Origin of the sequence: Roseateles sp. (assembly GCF_031397715.1) — a bacterium.
GTDB lineage: Bacteria > Pseudomonadota > Gammaproteobacteria > Burkholderiales > Burkholderiaceae_C > Paucibacter_A.
This window is the reverse complement of record NZ_JANNMI010000373.1, coordinates 1-15,834: the sequence shown is the minus strand read 5'-3', so window position 1 is coordinate 15,834 and position 15,834 is coordinate 1. Positions and strand designations below refer to the sequence as shown.

Annotated in this window: 15 protein-coding genes; 11 read left to right on the top strand and 4 right to left on the bottom strand. The window is 64.5% G+C overall.

Annotated elements, in window-relative coordinates; translation table 11 throughout:
- Window positions 1-462: 462 nt before the first annotated feature.
- Window positions 463-819 (top strand): phage holin family protein, encoded by a 357-nt coding sequence (locus tag RMO57_RS16295; protein ID WP_310388381.1) that lies wholly within the window; start codon window positions 463-465, stop codon window positions 817-819.
- Window positions 820-821: 2 nt separating this feature from the next.
- Here RMO57_RS16295 and RMO57_RS16290 read toward each other — a convergent pair whose 3' ends face one another.
- Window positions 822-2,432 (bottom strand): M48 family metalloprotease, encoded by a 1,611-nt coding sequence (locus tag RMO57_RS16290; protein WP_310388380.1) that lies wholly within the window; start codon window positions 2,430-2,432, stop codon window positions 822-824.
- Between the two features lie 87 nt (window positions 2,433-2,519).
- Here RMO57_RS16290 and moaC point away from each other — a divergent pair, with 87 nt between their 5' ends.
- Window positions 2,520-2,999: a cyclic pyranopterin monophosphate synthase MoaC gene (moaC, locus tag RMO57_RS16285; protein WP_310388378.1), complete on the top strand. Its 480-nt coding sequence runs from the start codon at window positions 2,520-2,522 to the stop codon at window positions 2,997-2,999.
- Here moaC and RMO57_RS16280 read toward each other — a convergent pair.
- The gene (locus RMO57_RS16280) at window positions 2,988-4,685 is read right to left on the bottom strand and encodes a PglL family O-oligosaccharyltransferase (protein ID WP_310388376.1); all 1,698 of its coding nucleotides are present in this window, start codon (window positions 4,683-4,685) and stop codon (window positions 2,988-2,990) included. The genes moaC and RMO57_RS16280 overlap by 12 nt on opposite strands.
- Before the next feature lie 207 nt (window positions 4,686-4,892).
- Here RMO57_RS16280 and RMO57_RS16275 point away from each other — a divergent pair, with 207 nt between their 5' ends.
- The 3 genes from RMO57_RS16275 to RMO57_RS16265 are packed head-to-tail and all read left to right on the top strand — an operon-like array spanning window position 4,893 to window position 7,641.
- Window positions 4,893-5,306, top strand: a complete 414-nt coding sequence (locus tag RMO57_RS16275) for a GntR family transcriptional regulator (RefSeq protein ID WP_310388375.1) — start codon at window positions 4,893-4,895, stop codon at window positions 5,304-5,306.
- Window positions 5,303-6,175 carry an ABC transporter ATP-binding protein gene (locus RMO57_RS16270; protein ID WP_310388373.1) on the top strand — a complete coding sequence of 291 codons (873 nt, stop codon included), beginning with the start codon at window positions 5,303-5,305 and terminating at the stop codon, window positions 6,173-6,175. Before RMO57_RS16275 ends, RMO57_RS16270 begins: the two co-directional genes overlap by 4 nt.
- Window positions 6,172-7,641, top strand: coding sequence for a hypothetical protein (locus RMO57_RS16265; RefSeq protein ID WP_310388371.1), 1,470 nt, complete (start codon window positions 6,172-6,174; stop codon window positions 7,639-7,641). The genes RMO57_RS16270 and RMO57_RS16265 overlap by 4 nt, the downstream gene beginning before the upstream one ends.
- A gap of 15 nt (window positions 7,642-7,656) precedes the next feature.
- On the opposite strand, the gene trxC is transcribed toward RMO57_RS16265, so the two are convergent.
- Entirely contained in the window at window positions 7,657-8,073 is a 417-nt protein-coding gene (gene trxC, locus RMO57_RS16260) for a thioredoxin TrxC (protein WP_310388369.1), read from the bottom strand.
- A 309-nt stretch (window positions 8,074-8,382) separates the two neighbouring features.
- On the opposite strand from trxC, the gene RMO57_RS16255 reads away from it, so the two are divergent.
- The 5 genes from RMO57_RS16255 (at window position 8,383) to RMO57_RS16235 (ending at window position 13,868) form a co-directional block, all read left to right on the top strand.
- Window positions 8,383-11,025: a LuxR C-terminal-related transcriptional regulator gene (locus RMO57_RS16255; RefSeq protein ID WP_310388368.1), complete on the top strand. Its 2,643-nt coding sequence runs from the start codon at window positions 8,383-8,385 to the stop codon at window positions 11,023-11,025.
- 133 nt (window positions 11,026-11,158) lie between these two features.
- The gene (locus RMO57_RS16250) at window positions 11,159-11,692 is read left to right on the top strand and encodes a DUF2306 domain-containing protein (protein WP_310388366.1); all 534 of its coding nucleotides are present in this window, start codon (window positions 11,159-11,161) and stop codon (window positions 11,690-11,692) included.
- 121 nt (window positions 11,693-11,813) lie between these two features.
- Window positions 11,814-12,632, top strand: coding sequence for a MipA/OmpV family protein (locus tag RMO57_RS16245; RefSeq protein ID WP_310388362.1), 819 nt, complete (start codon window positions 11,814-11,816; stop codon window positions 12,630-12,632).
- 30 nt (window positions 12,633-12,662) lie between these two features.
- Window positions 12,663-13,289, top strand: coding sequence for an outer membrane beta-barrel protein (locus tag RMO57_RS16240; RefSeq protein WP_310388360.1), 627 nt, complete (start codon window positions 12,663-12,665; stop codon window positions 13,287-13,289).
- 246 nt (window positions 13,290-13,535) lie between these two features.
- On the top strand, window positions 13,536-13,868 hold the full coding sequence (locus RMO57_RS16235) for a hypothetical protein (RefSeq protein WP_310388358.1): 333 nt from the start codon (window positions 13,536-13,538) through the stop codon (window positions 13,866-13,868).
- Here the strand turns inward: RMO57_RS16235 and RMO57_RS16230 are convergent.
- Window positions 13,865-14,224: a DUF2237 domain-containing protein gene (locus tag RMO57_RS16230; protein ID WP_310388383.1), complete on the bottom strand. Its 360-nt coding sequence runs from the start codon at window positions 14,222-14,224 to the stop codon at window positions 13,865-13,867. The two genes, RMO57_RS16235 and RMO57_RS16230, sit on opposite strands and share 4 nt — an antisense overlap.
- 197 nt (window positions 14,225-14,421) lie before the next feature.
- On the opposite strand from RMO57_RS16230, the gene RMO57_RS16225 reads away from it, so the two are divergent.
- The gene (locus RMO57_RS16225; protein ID WP_310388357.1) at window positions 14,422-15,804 is read left to right on the top strand and encodes an AarF/ABC1/UbiB kinase family protein; all 1,383 of its coding nucleotides are present in this window, start codon (window positions 14,422-14,424) and stop codon (window positions 15,802-15,804) included.
- Window positions 15,805-15,834 lie beyond the last annotated feature (30 nt).

Below are 15,834 nucleotides of genomic sequence, written 5' to 3'. Positions count from 1 at the left end.
ACTCAAGGCCACCCAGACCAGCGACCAGTTGATCGCTTCCTTGACCGTGACCTCATGCGCGCCTTGCTTGCGCAGCACCACGAAGTCAACAAAAAGAGCGGCGAGCACGGAGCCACCGAAGAAGAACCACAGCCACAGAGGCGCTATCGTATTCATTGAATTTCCCGCAAAAAACAAACAAGCCGCGCGCAATGCCTCAAGCAGGCCATGCGGCGACCACGTGTCGAAGGGTCTTGCGGGACGGCACGCAGGATTGATGGGTTCAATCCACTGCCGGCTGCGGGGCCCGGGCATCTTCACAGACGCCGTACTGACGGGCTGCCGCCACGGCCTGCGCCGCGTAGCTACTCCCCCTTCGGAGCCCGCATTCTGCCTGCAAATGGCACGCCCCGCGCCTGATTAGGGCATTCACTCCAACCAGAACGCTGCAAATAGTCACGCCGCGCTTGTATATTCGCGGCCATGAAGATACTCATGCGTTGGCTTTTACTGGCCGCAGCCTTGCTGCTGGTCGCTCATCTGTATCCGGGCGTTGTCGTCACCAGCTTCACCTCGGCCTTGATCGCGGCGATGGTACTGGGCCTGCTCAATACCTTGGTGCGGCCAATTCTGGTGCTGCTGACCTTGCCCGTGACCATCGTCAGCCTGGGGCTGTTCCTATTCGTCATCAATGCCTTGATGTTCTGGGCGGCGGCCAATCTCTTGGGCGGCTTTGAAGTGGCCGGCTTCTGGGCGGCGCTGATCGGCTCGTTGATCTACAGCCTCTGCGGTATGGGGATCGACGTGATTTTCGAGCGCCTCTTCCCGGAATCGAGCTGATTTCAGGGCAGCTCGGCCCCCGGCGGCACACCGCGCGGGTACAGCTCCGCCAATAGCTGGCGGCGCTCGTAGACCAAACTGCGCAGGCGTGAATCAATCACCGCGGCTTCGACCTGATCGGCCTCACGGCCGCGCGACATGCGCAGGCCGGAGCGAAAGCGATCAATCGCGCCGTTCAAATCGCCCATGGCCGCGCGTTCCTCGCCCTGCGCACGGATCGCCCGCAGCGGTTGATCCAGCTTGTTCCACAACTGGCCCAGCTCGGCCCAGGCCAAGGGATCCATCGGGTTCAGGCTGACATAGGTCTGCAAGGCCTCGGCGGCTTCGCGGACGCTGGCCGGATTCGGGTCGACCTTGGCCAGCTGGGCTTTTTGAATCAAGAGCGGCCGCGAGCGCTCGCCCGCCAGCGGCTTCAAGGCGGCATAACCATCGCCCGCGCGGCCGCGCGCCTGATTCAACTCGGCGCGCAAATAACGCAGCAGTCGCTCGGCGCGCGCGTCGTTGCCAATCAGTTGCAGCGTCAGCTCGGCGCTGCGCAAGGCGTTCTCGGCGCGCGCAAAGTCGCGCATCTTGATCGACGCCAGGGCGCTGGCATAGCGGGCCGCCAGCTGTTCGTAACCCTTGTTTTCAGCGCTGCCTTTGGCTTTTTGGTCACGCGCCCCGGCGTCCAGGCCCTGCAATGCGGTCCAGGCCTCGGCGCGCGCATCCATCAGCACCTTGGCGCGCGCCGCCATCAGCGCATGCTCGGCGCTGCCCGCCGGGCGTTCATAGTCGACGGTGCCCATGCGCAGGCGCGCATCGCCAATCCGCTCGGTGGTCAAAGGGTGGGAGCGCAGATAGGGGTAGGAGCCCGAATCCATCAGGTGATTGGCCTGCTCCATGCGCTCGAACATGCTGTACATGCCGGCCTGTGAATAGCCGGCCTGGTTCATGACCGTGAAACCGACCCGGTCGGCCTCACGCTCCATATCGCGGGAAAAACTCAACGAGGCCTGCGCGGCGGCGGCCTGGCTGCCGACGATGGCCGCATTCGCCACGTCCGAGCTGCCGGTGCGCGAAGCGACGATCAAGCCCGCCACCAAGCCGGCCAGCGCCAGCATGCTGGTGCGCGAATCGCCGGCTATGCGCCGAGCGATATGGCGCTGCGTCACGTGCGACAACTCATGCGCCAACACCGAGGCCAACTCATCGCCCGAACCCGTCATCGCGATCAAGCCCAGATGCACGCCGACATAGCCGCCCGGCAAGGCGAAGGCGTTGATGCTGCGATCCCGCACCAGAAAAATCTCCCAGGCGAAGCGCTCACTGGTTTCGTCGCCAATATTGCCGAGTTGCTTGGCGGTGGTAACCAGCGGTGCCCATAGCGTCTGCAGATATTCCAGCAGCAAAGGGTCTTCGAGGAAGTCCGGGTCGGGGCGGATTTGCCGCATCACCTGCTCGCCGATGCGGCGCTCGGTGCCGAGGTCGAGGTCTTGCGAGACCGAATCACCCAGGGCCGGCAGGTTCACCTGCGCATGGCTGAGGGGGCCGCCCAGGCTCAGCACCGCTGCCGCCAACAAAGTGATGGCACAGCGACCCGGGCGACGCATCAAACTGACAGTTAGCTTCAACAACACAGACTCCAGCGAGAAAAAAGCATCTCTATGATGCGCACACAATCGTTTCCCAATTGTTGCCGCTACATCGAGGCCGACCCTGCAATGACATCAGAACTCACTCATTTTGACGCCCAAGGCCAAGCCCATATGGTGGACGTTGCAGGCAAGGCGGTCACCCACCGGATTGCGGTGGCGGCCGGCCGCATCAGCATGCAGGCCGCTACCCTAGCATTGATCACCAGCGGCAGCGCAAAGAAAGGCGATGTTCTGGGCATTGCCCGCATCGCCGCGATCCAAGCGGCGAAGCGCTGCGCCGACCTGATCCCGCTCTGCCACCCGCTGCCACTGACCCGTGTGGCGGTGGAATTCGAGATCGACGCGGCCGCCAATGCGGTGCTGTGCAGGGCCCAAGTCGAAACCTTGGGCCGCACCGGCGTCGAGATGGAGGCGCTGACCTCGGTGCAAATCGGCTTACTGACGATTTACGACATGTGCAAGGCGGCGGATCGCGGCATGGTGATGGGCGATATCCGGGTGCTGGAGAAGCACGGGGGAAAAAGCGGCGATTGGTCAGCGCCCTAATGTCCGGCGCAGCTCGCGCCAGCTGTAGTCACGCAGCGGCGGCTCGCACTGAAACGGCTTGAGCGCCCCCGCCTCTTGGGTGTGTTCACATTCCTCCAGCCACTCGGTGCCGGCGGGGTTGCGGAATTCACGCAGCCTTTGCACCACATAACGAGCTTTGTCAGCGTCGCCGGTCGCGTGCAGTGATTTGGCCCAGGCGATCATCAGCCGCGCGTCGATCAGGTTATGAGCGGTGCGCTGGGCCGCTGCGAGAGCGGCCGGGCCGGCCGGCAAGGAGGTGGCGGCGGCATAGTCGGCTTGGGTTGAAAACAAGGCCGTGGCCTGCCCCGCGGCAATACGCTGATTCAAGGGCTGCGAGTTGGCCGACGGCGCATAAATATCGACCACGCGCAAATAGTCCCAGGCGGCGTAGGCGCTGGCCGCCAGCATCAAGGCGCCGGCTATCGCCCAGCCTTGAGGGTTGGAGGGTGCTTCTTCGCTGCTGTCCTTGTCCGAGCCCAGGGCCAGCCCGAATGCAAAGGCCGTCGGCAACAAAAAGTAGGCGTACCAGAGCGGGTACTCCAGCAAGCTGTGCAGGCCAATCATCAGCACCAGCATGAAGGCACAGCGCCGCGCCACCGCGACCTCGCCGACGGCCGCGCGGCTGAGCGCAAACGCGCGCCAGAGCGAGTAGGCCAGCAAGCCCAGAATGAGCAGGCTGAGCGGCAGGCCTAACTCCACAGCCAGCTGCATCACGATATTGTGGGTGTGGTCAAAAAACGCAATCGGGCGGTTGGGGAAGGGCGTCATGCTCCAGGCCAGATTGAATTCACCCCAGCCCAGCCCCGTCCAAGGGTTGGCCTTCAGCAAGGCCCAGGCATTGGCAATGATGGCTAGGCGCGAGGGCGAGCCCGCCCCTTCCGCCAAACGCGTTTCGGCGCCCAGCGCATGGTCGCCCAGCGTTGCCCAAGCCGCCAGCAAAACCCAGCTCAGCGCCAGCAACAGCGGCGCCGCCATCAGCGCCAGTTTGGCCGCGCGGCCGAGCTTGCGGTCCAGCGCGCCCCAAGCCGCCAGGATCAGCACACCGATCACGCCGGTGCGTGAGGCGCTCAGCACCACCGCAAACACCAGGCCAAACAGCAGCACGGGCAACACAAATGCGCCGCCCAGGGCTTCGAGGCGGCCACGGTCGGCCAGATACACCGCCGCCACGCAGGCCCACATCAAGAGGCTGGCCAGATGGTTGGGCTGGCGCAGATTGCCGACCGCCCGGCCGGCGATGCCCGAGCGCGCGATCAGATTGCCATCGGCCCAGACCGGCATAAAGACCTGCACCAGGCTGACCATCAAACTCAAGACCCCCGCCAGCAACAAGCCCCAGCACAGGGCCGCCACCCAGCGCTGGCGCCGGTCGAGCGCCAGGCCCTGGCCGGCCAGTAGCAAGGCCAGCGCTGCCAGCAACATGCCGCTATTGGCCAAGGCCAGCGACGACGGCAAGCCGCCCCATAGATGCGAGACCCAGGGCGCCAAGGCCAGCAGCCCCAGGCTGAGCGCGGCCGGCGTCAGCCGCCAGCGGGGCGCGCCCTCCGGGCTGATGCAGATCAGCACCAGTCCCCAGCCCGCCAGCGCGGCGAGCTGATTGAACAGCGTGGCCGACGGCGTCAGGTTGAAGGCCAGCAAGGGCGCCAGCGTGCAAGCCAGCAACATGGCCAGCAAGGTGGCCGGCGACCTTGCTGCAGCGAATGAGGCAGAGGACGTGGGCGCAGGAGTGGAAGCGGAAGTAGGGCGCGGGTTCGACATGGGGGCGAATCATCACATGAACGGCGGCAGGCACCGCAAACCGCGACCCATACAGGCCCGCTTGACGCCATCTGTCTATGTGTACTACGATACTAGTACACATCGGGAGCAGCCTTGAGCAGCGACAGTCATTTCTTCCAGATCAACACCGGCTCGACCGAACCGATCTACCGCCAGCTGGTCGAGCAATTGCGCCGCCGCGTGGCCAGTGGGCAATTGGTCGCCGGCCAGGAGATCCCCTCGGTGCGCGAGGTGGCGCAGGCGCTGGCCGTGCATCCGATGACGATCTCCAAGGCCTATAGCCTGCTCGAAGCCGAGGGCCTGCTGGAGCGCCGCCGCGGCCTGGCGATGCGGGTGGCGGCGCAGCACAGTCGGGCCCAGCCAGCAGCTGAGCGCGTCGCCCTGCTGCGGCCGACGCTGGAGCGCGCCGCCGCCGAGGCGCAGCAGCTTGAAGTCCCCACAGCCAAGGCGCTGCAGCTGTTCGATCAAATTCTTCACCAAGCAAAGCAACCGGGAGACGCCGCATGAGCGCCAACGAGACAACAACTTCCGCCGTCGTGAATCTGCAGGGGCTGAGCCTGAGTTACGGCGCCCAGCCGGTGCTGCAGGGCCTGGACTGGCAGTTGCAGCCTGGCCAGGTGATCGGCCTCTTGGGCCGCAACGGCGCCGGCAAGACCACGCTGCTGGAGACTCTCCTGGGCCTGCGCGAGCCGCAGGCCGGCACCGTGCAGCTGTTTGGCCAAAACGCCGCCGACCTGGACGACACTGGGCGCGCCCGCATCGGCTATGTGCCGCAGCAAAACGATCTGTTCGAAGGTTTCACGCCCGACCAACTGCTGAGTTACTTCAAGAGCTTCTACCCGCGCTGGAACGAGGCCAAGGTCGAGGGCCTGATGTCGCGCTGGGATATTGCCCGCGACAAGCCCATCGCCAAGCTCAGCGGCGGACAGCAGCAGCGCCTGTCCATCATCAGGGCACTTGCCCATGAGCCCGATCTGCTGGTGCTGGACGAGCCGGTGGCCAGCCTGGACCCGGCCGGACGGCGCGACTTTCTGCGCGAGTTGGTTGAGCAGGTGCTGGACCGCGGCACGACGGTCGTGTTCTCTACCCATATCTTGTCGGACCTGGAGCGCGTCGCCTTCAATGTGGCCTTTTTGAAGCAAGGCCGTATCGCGCTGCAGGCGCCATTGGATGAGTTGCTGGACGAGGTGCGCGTCTTGAGCGGCTCCAGCGCCGAGCTGCAAGCGCTGATCGCCGCGCAGGGCATGCAAGTTCTGAGCCGCAGCCCGCTTGAGGATGGGCGTGAACGCTGGCTGGTGCGCTTTCCTCAAGGCTTGCCGGCAGGCAGCGGCGGCGAGCGGGTCAATCTGGAAGACCTGTTCATGGAGATGACATGAGCCTGCGCATGCGCAACTTTTGGGGAAATTACGGCCCGCTGCTGTCGGCGCCTTTGCAGCAACGCCGCCATACCGGCGAACTCTGGGTCTGGCTGACCCTGTTGCTCATTGCCCTCGTGCTGGTTCTCGGCGTAGCGATCGCCGTTGACACCAGTGCTGCGGCCAAGGTGCTGGGCTTTGTGACCCTGTCGGTCTTGGTGATTGGCTGGTGCATCTGCTTTGACGGCTTGCGCCAACAAAATCACCCGCATATGGCCCGCTTGGTGCCGGGTCATGTGGCGCGTTTGCGGCGCTGCGCGGTGGGGCTGATGCTGTCAGTGAGCTTGGGGGTGGCGGGCGTGTTTGGTGCGGCCACCGGCAGCCCACTGTTGTGGGGTTTGGGTGCCGGTGCGGTGCTGCTGGCGCTGGCCGTCTGCGTGCGCTGGGTTTGGTTGTGGCTGCCACTCACGATCCTGCCATTGCTTGGCTTCTGGGCGCCGGTTGAGCCGCTTTTGCAGTCGCTTTGGGCGGGGCTGCGGCATTGGTATCTGACGCAGCCAGCCAGCCTGGGCTTGCTCGCTGCGTTGTTGCTGCCTTGGCTGCTGAGTCGCCTGCTCCAGGAAGGCGGCGCAACGCATCGCCGCAGCTATCGACAACAAGCGGATTTGCGTCAATTGATGGCTGGGCCGGCCAGCGCGAATACAGCCAAGCCAATGGGTGACATCGGCCGAGCCTTCGCGCAGCTTTTCGCTTGGCCTTTTGCGCCGTGGCGTGAACACCTGCTGCGCGCAGCCAAACCCGAGGCCCGCAGCGCTTTGGCGCGCGCCGAGTTGGTCAGCCTCGGCAGTTTGCATTGGAGTTGCATTCTGGGCGGCCTGTCGGTGGTGTGGATCATTCTTGCCCTGTTGGCCGGCTGGGTGCAGCTTCGTTATGCGCCCGACTGGTCTGAGCTTGGCCGCAATGGCAGCGTCGGACTGCAGATCGGGTTCGTCTGTGCCGCCCTCAATCCGCTGCTGGGGCTGGCGGCCAATCTCTACCGCAGCCGGCGTGAGCAGGCACTGCTGATGCTATTGCCGGGCATGCCCAAGGGCAGGGTCTTGAACCGTCTGATGGGCCAACGCATGCTGCTGCAGTTCTATTTGCAATGGGGTTTTGCCTTGGCGGTAGTCGCCGCGGTGGTGTCGCTCGGTGGGCGCGAGCATTTTTCACGGCTGGGGCTTTATGCCTTGCTGGCGGTGCTGCCCATGGGCGGCTGGTTGCTGCGCGACTGGTCGCGGCAACCCATGCCCAGCGGTGTGCGGATCGCGCTGCCCTTGCTGGCTGGCCTGCTCGGCACGGGGCTGGTCTTCGGCCTGGCTTGGGCCGGAATCGGTCTTGGCTGGTTGGCGGCCGCCAGCCTGCTGCTGAGCGTGGGCCTGCTGGCCTGGCGTTGGCCGCGCTACGTGCTGAGCAGCCCCAGCGCGATGCCGGTCGGGCGCTGGGCTTGATGCCCTCTCACTCTTTCAGCGCCGCAGCCAGCCCACAATCTGCGGCGCCTGCAGCGCCCCCGCCATGCGCTGCAGCTCCTTACCCTGCTGCAGTTGCAATAGCGTCGGGATGCTGCGGATGGCGTAGCGCTGTGACAGCTGCGGGTTCGCGTCGCTGTTGACCTTGACCAGCAAGACCTGACCCTTGAGCTGCTGGGCGGCGAGCGCGAACTGCGGCCCCATCTGCCGGCAAGGGCCGCACCAGGGTGCCCAGAAGTCGACCAAGACGGGCAACTCGCTGCCGGCCACCACGGTGTCGAAATTGGCATCGTTCAGCTCGACGACTTCGCCGCTGAGCAGCGCTTGGCCGCATTTGCCGCACACCGGGTCTTGGTTGGCGCGCTCATCGGGAACGCGGTTTTTGGTCAGGCAGTGGGGGCAGGTGATCAGCATGATGAATTCCTTGTTGTGCGTTCAAGCTTGGGCGGCTTGGCCGAAATTCAAGCTGCCGCCGCCAGCGTCGCATGCAGATGCGCACCCACCTCTTGCATAAAGGCCCGGACCCGCGCGGTCAGGCGCAGGTCCGGGTGCGTCAGTCGGCCAGCACCTCGGACACCGGCACCAGCTCGGGCTCATGGCCCTCGATCAGCGTCGGCAGCAGCGCCAGCGCCAAGCCGGTGCGCGCCATCGCCACCGCCGGGTGTAGCAAGCCCAGGCTTGGGGTTACGCCAGGCAGAGCCAGGCCGCTCGTATAGTCGGTTCATGACTCAGACCCTGCTCGCCACCAAGCTCTTTGCGCCCCAGCCGGCGCCGCGCAGTGTGGAGCGCCAGCGCTTGATGCAGCGCTTGGACGCCGGTTTGTCGGGCAAGCTGAGCCTCGTTTGCGCGCCTGCCGGTTTTGGCAAATCGAGCCTGCTGGGGGCCTGGGTGCAGGCCTGTGAGCATCCCAGCGCCTGGCTGTCTCTTGATGAAGGCGAGCGCGATCCGGATCAGTTCGTGGCCTATTTGACCGCCAGCTTGCGCAGCATCGCTGCCGAACTGGGTGACCAAGACTTGGCGCTGGCGCAGGCCAGGCCCCGGCCCGCACCTGCGGCGGTGCTGAGCCATCTGATCAACCGATTGGCCAGGCGGCGCGGCCGACTGGTCTTGGTGCTCGACGATTACCACTTGGCCAGCAGTCCCGCGGTCGACGCGCTGCTGGCATTGCTGCTGGAGCAGATGCCCGCGCAACTGCATCTGGTGCTGGCCTCGCGGGAGATGCCGGCCATCGCGCTGGCGCGTTGGCGCGCGCAAGGGCAGCTGCTTGAGATGGGGCAGAACGACTTGCGTTTCCAGGCGGTGGAGAGCGAGCAATTTTTGAACGGCGTGATGGCCTTGGGTTTGAGCGACGCGCAGGTTCAGGCACTGGCGTCGCGCACCGAAGCCTGGCCGGCCGGCTTGCAGATGGCGGCCTTGTCGTTGGCCGGGCACCGTGACGCGGAGCGCTTCATCCGGTCCTTCAGCGGCAGCCACCGGCTGGTGCAGGACTATTTGCTCGAAGAAGTGCTGCAGCGCCAAAGCCCCGCGCTGCAAACCTTCTTGCTGCGCACATCGCTGTTGGACCGGATGTGCGCGGCGCTGTGCGATGCCGTCATGCAGTCGGATGATGGGCGCGAAATGCTGCTTCAGCTGGAATCGTCCGGGCTGTTTGTCGTGCCGCTGGACGAGGAACGCCGCTGGTTCCGCTACCACCATTTGTTCGGCGCGATGTTGCGGCAAGTGCTGAGCGAACGTGAAGCGGCAGCGCCCTTGCATCTGCGCGCCAGTGCCTGGTACGAGGCCCAGGGCATGATCCGCCCGGCCTTGCATCATGCGGTGGCCGCGGGCGACACGTCGCGCGCCATCCAGGTGGTGCAGGGCAATGGCATGCCGCTGTACTTTTTGGAGGATGCGGAGCCGGTGTTGCTGTGGCTGCAGGATCAGCCCCCGGCATTGCTGGACGCCCATCCACCACTGTGGCTGATGCTGGCTTGGTCGTATCTGGCCACCAGCCAACACAGCCGGATGCGCGCCCCCATGCTGGGTGCGCAAGCTGCGCTTGAGAAGGCCAGCCAAGATCCGGCCCATGAGGGTTGGTGCGGTGAGCTGAACACCGTGCGCGCCTGGGAGGCGGTGGCCCGAGGGGATGCCGCCACGATTGCCGAGCAGGCCGCCTTGGCGCTGCAGCGGCTGCCGCCAGACAGCTGGGCGCTGCGCACGGCGGCCCACTGCGCGCTGGGTGTGGCGCATCAATTCCGCGCTGAGCGGGCGGCCGCCCAGCAGGTTTACGGTGATGCACTGGCGCTGGCGCAAGCTTGCGGCAATCGCATGATCGGAGTGTGCGCGGCAATCGCGCTAGGCCATCTGCAGGAGGACGACAACCAGCTGCACCTGGCCGCGCGCACCTATGGCCGGGCGCTGCAATTATTGGGTGATCAGCCGCATGCTGTGGCCTGCGAGGTGCACCTGGGGCTGGCGCGGATTCGGTATCAGTGGAATGAGCTGGAGGCCGCTGCGGAACACGCAGAGAAGAGCAGCCGGCTGGCCGCGCTGCTGGAATGCGACGCCGGCTTGGGCGCGGACGCCTTGCGCGCACAGCTGCTGCTGTCCCGTGCCGAAAGCGGCGCGGCCTTGGAAATACTGCAGCGGGCCAGCGCCGCTGCACAGACCCGCAACCAGCATGGCGGACGGCTCGCCATCGCCCAGGCGCAGGTGCAGGCCTTTTTGCAAACCGGTGAGGTGATGGCCGCCGCCGAGTTGACGCAAGAACATGTGTTGCCGCTGGCGCAGGCCCAGGTCTTGCTCGCCCGGGGCCAGGCGATGCAGGCGCTTGAATGCCTGAGCGCGTTTCTGACGGCCGCGCCAGTCAGCGCCTCGGCGACCGAGCTTGTGCGGGCGCGCTTACTCAAGGCGCTGGCGCTGGATGCCTGCGGCTCGTCCGACGCGGCGTTGACCGTGCTGGGCGAGGCGATGGCCTTGGCGGAACCGCAGGGTTGGGTGCGTGCATTTGTGGACCTGGGTGGGCCGATGCAGCGGCTGTTGGAGAAGTCGGCGCAGGGCGCGCGGCCCCGCTACACCGCCCTATTGCTGGACGCGCTGCAAAAGCAGTCGGACAGCATCGCCAGCCTGGCGCTGCCCGCCTCGGCAGCGCCGCCGATACCAAAGGGCTCATCAGCGCCACCGCCTGTTTTGGCCGAGCCCTTGAGCCAGCGCGAGCTTGAAGTGCTGACCCTGATCTACAAAGGTCTGTCCAACCAGGAAATCGGCAAGCAGCTGTTTGTCTCGCTGAGCACGGTCAAGTGGCACAACCAGAACATCTTTGACAAGCTCGATGTGCAGCGGCGCACCGAGGCGGTGGCGCGTGCCCAGGCGCTGAATTTGCTGTGAGCCCAGCGCGCCGCTGCAAAACCGTACTTTGGTACGGTGACAGTGCGGGCCGGCGCCGTCGACACTGCCAGCCAGGCGTTCGACAAGGGGTTGACGCCACGGTCTAGCCCGGTTCCGTCATTGCGGAATGCCAATGTTGCCAGTGTTGCCAAGTCCGTCGTGGAAGTTGCTGGGTGCGCTCTTGCGCTTGCTCTTGCTCTTGAGCTTGGTGCCTGTGGCGGCCGCGTTGTTTTGTGTGTTGGGGGCATTTCAGTTCGATGCAGCGCTGAGGCGGCGCTTCCCCCGCCTTCATGGCGTCAGCGGCAGGGTGGTGGCGACCAGTGGCCTGTTGGCGGCGCTGACGGGCTTGTGGCTGACGGCGCGCCTGCCCATCCCTGCGGCACAGCAAGGCCCGCTTTTGTACATGGCCCGCATGCTGGTCGGGCTGGGCATGGCGTGGTCTATCGCGGCGGCGGTTCGCGCCGTGCTGCTGGGCCGCATTCCGCAGCACAAGGCCTGGATGATTCGTGCCTATGCGCTGGGCCAAGGCGCCGGCACGCAGGTGCTGATCCTGCTGCCGGAGGCTTTGGTGGCCGGCGCGCCGACCTTGTTTTTGCGCGATCTGCTGATGACCTCGGCATGGGCTGTGAACGCGGCCCTCGCCGAATGGCTGATTCGCCGCCGGTAGCGATGTTGCCCTTGATTGCTGCACTCGATTTCCCCCTTTTTATCTTCTTGCTGACCCGCCAAGGTCAGCCCCCGGGCGTGCTTGCCCGAGAACTTTCTAACCTTTTATTTTGGATTTCCAGATGCACGCTGCTTTCAATCGCCTCAAGGCAATCGCTCTCGCCGCCGGCCTGGCCTTGGCCGCACCGCATGCTTTTTCTCAGGCCTTCGACGCGGTACGGCTGTACGGTGCCGCACCCGGCAACGACGGTGGCACGGTGGGCGTCGCTGTTGTTGCGACCTATGAATACCAAGGTTCCGACCAACGCAGCACCTGGGTGATACCGGTCCTCGACTACCAGTGGGCTAACGGCTGGTTTGCAGGCATTGGCAATGGCATCGGCTACAACTTCGCCGCCGCCTCGTCGTCATCTTCGCAACTGCAGTACGGCCTGCGCTTGACGGTCGACAAGGGCCGCAAGGAGAGCCGCGCGAACGCTCTGCACGGCATGGGTGACGTCGACGCCGCAGCCGAAGGCGGAGCGTTTTTCAACTACAGCTTGCCCCAGGGTTGGTTCTTGACCTCTTCGCTGCGCTACGGCGCGGGCGCCAACAACAAGGGCCTGGTTGCCGATCTTGGCGCCGGCTATCTGGCCGAGATCGCGCCGAACTGGCACCTGGGTGCGGGCGTCGGCATCACGCTGGCCAATGCCCACTATATGCAGTCGTTTTTTGGGGTGAGTTCCGCTCAGTCAGCCGCCAGCGGCTACGCGGTGCGCTCGGCAGGCGCAGGCGCCCGCGACGCCCGCGCCAATATGGCGCTCACCTATTCGATCAGCAACAGATGCTCGGTCACCGCGGCGCTGTCGGTGAGCAGTTTGCTGGCCGACGCCAAGGACAGCCCGCTGACGCGCCAGCGCAGCTCGGAGATGGGCGTGATGGCGCTCAGCTACGCCTTCTGACCCAAGCCCAAGCACATTCAAGGAATTCCGATGCAACGCTTTCTACCCAGCGCCGCCATGTGCGCCGCCACCTGCCTGATCTTTTGCGCCGCGCTTGCTGCGGCTTGCCTGCCGATCCAGGCTCACGCCGAGGAGGCTGCGGTCAAAGATGTCCGTGGCCCCTACCTCGGCATTGCTTTTGGCGCGGCCTTTGGGAACCGCGAAACAGCCGACTCGAACAGCAGCAATGACGAGGGGCTTGGCCGCAGCGCCAAGTATTTTGGCGGCTACCAGCTGAGCGAAAACTTCGGCCTGCAAGTCGGCTTTGTGCGCTTTCGCGATCTCAACCAAAACACCGGCAAGGGCGCGAGCTTGCGCATCCAAACCGTCAAGGGCCGGAGTGCCTATGCCGCCGGCACCGCCCGCTGGCCTGTGGGTGAATCGTTCGCCATCACCGGCAAGCTCGGCGTCTCCTTCGGCAAAGTCAGCGGCGCAAGCCCGGCCACGGCGGCCACGAATCAGCTGCTGGGCAGCAAGACCACGCTGCTGGTCGGCAGCGGCGTCGACTATGTGTTCAACCACCAGCTCGCGATGTCACTGGAGCTGGAGAGTTACGGCCACATTTCCCCGCAGGTCAAGGGCAATCTGATCACCTTGGGGCTGCGCTTCACGTTCTGAGCTGTTTGCCAATCGAGTGGCCTCAAACGAGCCTTCAGATCACCGCTATGCGTCGTGTCGAGCGCCGCGGGGTCAGCGAGCTGAGCGTTTCCGGGGCCCTGGGTCTTTGGGCGCGCGGCGCCGGGCTGTGCGTGCTGCTGAGGCTGCTCCTGGTGTGGGCGCGGGCGGCCACCTATTGGCTGCGCTGTGCTATTGCTCGCGGCAAATTCCTGCCGCGCCTTGGCCGCACCCTTTAGGCCAGAGCAGATGTTGGCCCGAACAGAGATCGCCATGCAGATGCTTGAACCTTGGCTTGCTCCCTGGTGCGCGGGTATTTTTCTGACGCTCTGTACCTCGGCGCAGGCGGCTGAATTCAAGGTGGATGTGATTCAGTTCGAGCCCTTGGCTTGCCGGGTCAGTGACGGCGGCGCTGGCGAGTCGTATGCCGGTGTGCTGCATGACTGCATGCGTGAGTTCGAACGCAGAAGCGGCCCCACCGCCCTGCTCACGCTGACGCCCTATGCCCGCGTGGAACTCGATTTGAAATCCGCCGCCACCGATTTCTCGCTGTTGGTGTGGTCCGATGGCCGCACCCGCTAGAACGCGTGCAGTTGGAGCTGACTCAACGACAAAAAATCCAACGCTTTTGCGTGCGTTGCTTCCAGAACCACAGGCGGCGCCTTTCCGGCAGCTAACGCCTCCTTCCAACGCACAGCGCACAGGCACCACCGATCACCCGGTTTCAGGCCAGCAAAACGATGCTCGGGTCTGGGTGTGCTCAGGTCGTTGCCCAGCGAAAAGGAGAAGTCTAAAAACTCGGCGGTCACCCGCGCGCACACCACATGGGTGCCTCGGTCGGCTTCATCGGTATTGCAGCAGCCGTCACGGAAGTAGCCCGTCAATGGCGAAAAGGAGCAGGCCTCCAGCGGCCCTCCCAAAACATTCAGCGCTGTCATTGGCGTGGCACTCAAACTCTCCGAACTAAAGGACAAAAAACGCAGTGAACAACGGTCGTCGATCACTCGTGCATGATCATCGGCCAAAGCATGTGAAGGTGTCGGACTTGTATGCAATGGCCTTACCCACTGCCCATTGCCCACTACCCACTGCCCACTGCCCATAAAAACCGACAAGCCTATCAACTCTATGCACCATGACCCCCAAGATCATCCCGCGCCGTAGTTCTGCCGTACCCAGTAGTCGCATCGGCCGTTTGTTGCGTTTGGGGTCGATGGCCTCGGGTGTCGCCGGCAATATGCTGATGGCCGGCGCTCAGCAGCTGGTTCAGGGCAAGCGCCCGAAACTCAGTGATCTGCTGCTCACCCCCGCCAACGCGCTCAAGATCACACAGCAACTGTCTCAAATGCGTGGCGCGGCCATGAAGGTGGGTCAGTTGATCTCCATGGACGCTGGCGATTTGTTGCCGCCCGAATTGGGCGACATCCTGGCGCGCTTGCGCTCTGATGCGCACGCCATGCCGCAGCGCCAAGTGCAAGCAGTGCTCTCGGCCAATTGGGGTGCCGGGTGGCAGCAGCGCTTCGAGTCGTTCTCTTTCGCACCGATCGCAGCCGCTTCCATCGGCCAAGTGCACCGAGCGACGACCCAGGATGGACGAGATCTGGCGATCAAGATTCAGTACCCGGGTGTGCGCAAGAGCATCAGCAGTGACGTGAACAATGTGGCATTGCTTTTGCGCATGTCGGGCTTGCTGCCCAAAACAATGGATATGGCGCCGCTGCTTTCAGAGGCCAAACGCCAACTGCGCGAAGAGGCTGACTACCATGCGGAAGCTGCGCACCTGCTGCGTTTTGGCCAACTGCTGGCCAATGACCCGAGGTTCGTCGTGCCTGATTTGCACGCCGACTTCACGACCAAGAATGTCCTGGCCATGTCGTACGTGGAGGGGGTGCCCGTGGAGGCAATGGACAGCGCTCCGCAGGCCGAACGCGACCAGATGCTCACCCGACTCGTGGACCTCTTGTTCCGCGAATTGTTTGAGTTTGGCCTGATGCAAACCGACCCCAATTTTGCAAACTACCGCTATGACCGGCAGAGCCAGCAAATGATCCTGCTGGATTTTGGTGCCACCCGCAGCTTCACACCGCAATTTGGGCAGGCCTACAAAGACTTGATGGCAGCGACCATGGCTGGCAACCATGACGCCATGGCGCAGGCAGGCTTGGCCATCGGCTATTTTGATGGGCACACGCAACAGCGGCACTCAGCTGCCGTGCTTGATCTGTTTGCGATGGCACTGGAGCCCTTGTGCATTGACGGCGCCTTTGACTTTGGCTCCACCGACATGGCGCAACGCCTGCGCGATGCTGGAATGGCCTTGGGGTTGGATCCGGACTTCTGGCATATACCGCCTGTCGACAGCCTGTTCTTGCATCGCAAACTTGGCGGTCTGTTCCTGCTGGCGGCGCGGCTGAGGGCGCGCGTCAATGTGCGGGAGTTGGCGCTGCCCTATTTAACTGCTGCTGCTCAGAGTGAGCGGCGGCAGGATGTGCGCCTTCAGCACGCGTCAGGCACTTGATGTGGCAGGTTCGACATCGACATCGACATC

What these genes read in the sequence shown, in the direction of transcription:
- RMO57_RS16295 (WP_310388381.1), top strand. Translation starts at nt 463, where the DNA reads ATGAAGATACTCATGCGTTGGCTTTTACTGGCCGCAGCCTTGCTGCTG.
- moaC (WP_310388378.1), top strand. Translation starts at nt 2,520, where the DNA reads ATGACATCAGAACTCACTCATTTTGACGCCCAAGGCCAAGCCCATATG.
- RMO57_RS16280 (WP_310388376.1), bottom strand. Translation starts at nt 4,685, where the DNA reads ATGTTGCTGGCTTGCACGCTGGCGCCCTTGCTGGCCTTCAACCTGACG.
- RMO57_RS16270 (WP_310388373.1), top strand. Translation starts at nt 5,303, where the DNA reads ATGAGCGCCAACGAGACAACAACTTCCGCCGTCGTGAATCTGCAGGGG.
- RMO57_RS16265 (WP_310388371.1), top strand. Translation starts at nt 6,172, where the DNA reads ATGAGCCTGCGCATGCGCAACTTTTGGGGAAATTACGGCCCGCTGCTG.
- trxC (WP_310388369.1), bottom strand. Translation starts at nt 8,073, where the DNA reads ATGCTGATCACCTGCCCCCACTGCCTGACCAAAAACCGCGTTCCCGAT.
- RMO57_RS16255 (WP_310388368.1), top strand. Translation starts at nt 8,383, where the DNA reads ATGACTCAGACCCTGCTCGCCACCAAGCTCTTTGCGCCCCAGCCGGCG.
- RMO57_RS16250 (WP_310388366.1), top strand. Translation starts at nt 11,159, where the DNA reads ATGTTGCCAGTGTTGCCAAGTCCGTCGTGGAAGTTGCTGGGTGCGCTC.
- RMO57_RS16245 (WP_310388362.1), top strand. Translation starts at nt 11,814, where the DNA reads ATGCACGCTGCTTTCAATCGCCTCAAGGCAATCGCTCTCGCCGCCGGC.
- RMO57_RS16240 (WP_310388360.1), top strand. Translation starts at nt 12,663, where the DNA reads ATGCAACGCTTTCTACCCAGCGCCGCCATGTGCGCCGCCACCTGCCTG.
- RMO57_RS16235 (WP_310388358.1), top strand. Translation starts at nt 13,536, where the DNA reads ATGTTGGCCCGAACAGAGATCGCCATGCAGATGCTTGAACCTTGGCTT.
- RMO57_RS16230 (WP_310388383.1), bottom strand. Translation starts at nt 14,224, where the DNA reads ATGACAGCGCTGAATGTTTTGGGAGGGCCGCTGGAGGCCTGCTCCTTT.
- RMO57_RS16225 (WP_310388357.1), top strand. Translation starts at nt 14,422, where the DNA reads ATGACCCCCAAGATCATCCCGCGCCGTAGTTCTGCCGTACCCAGTAGT.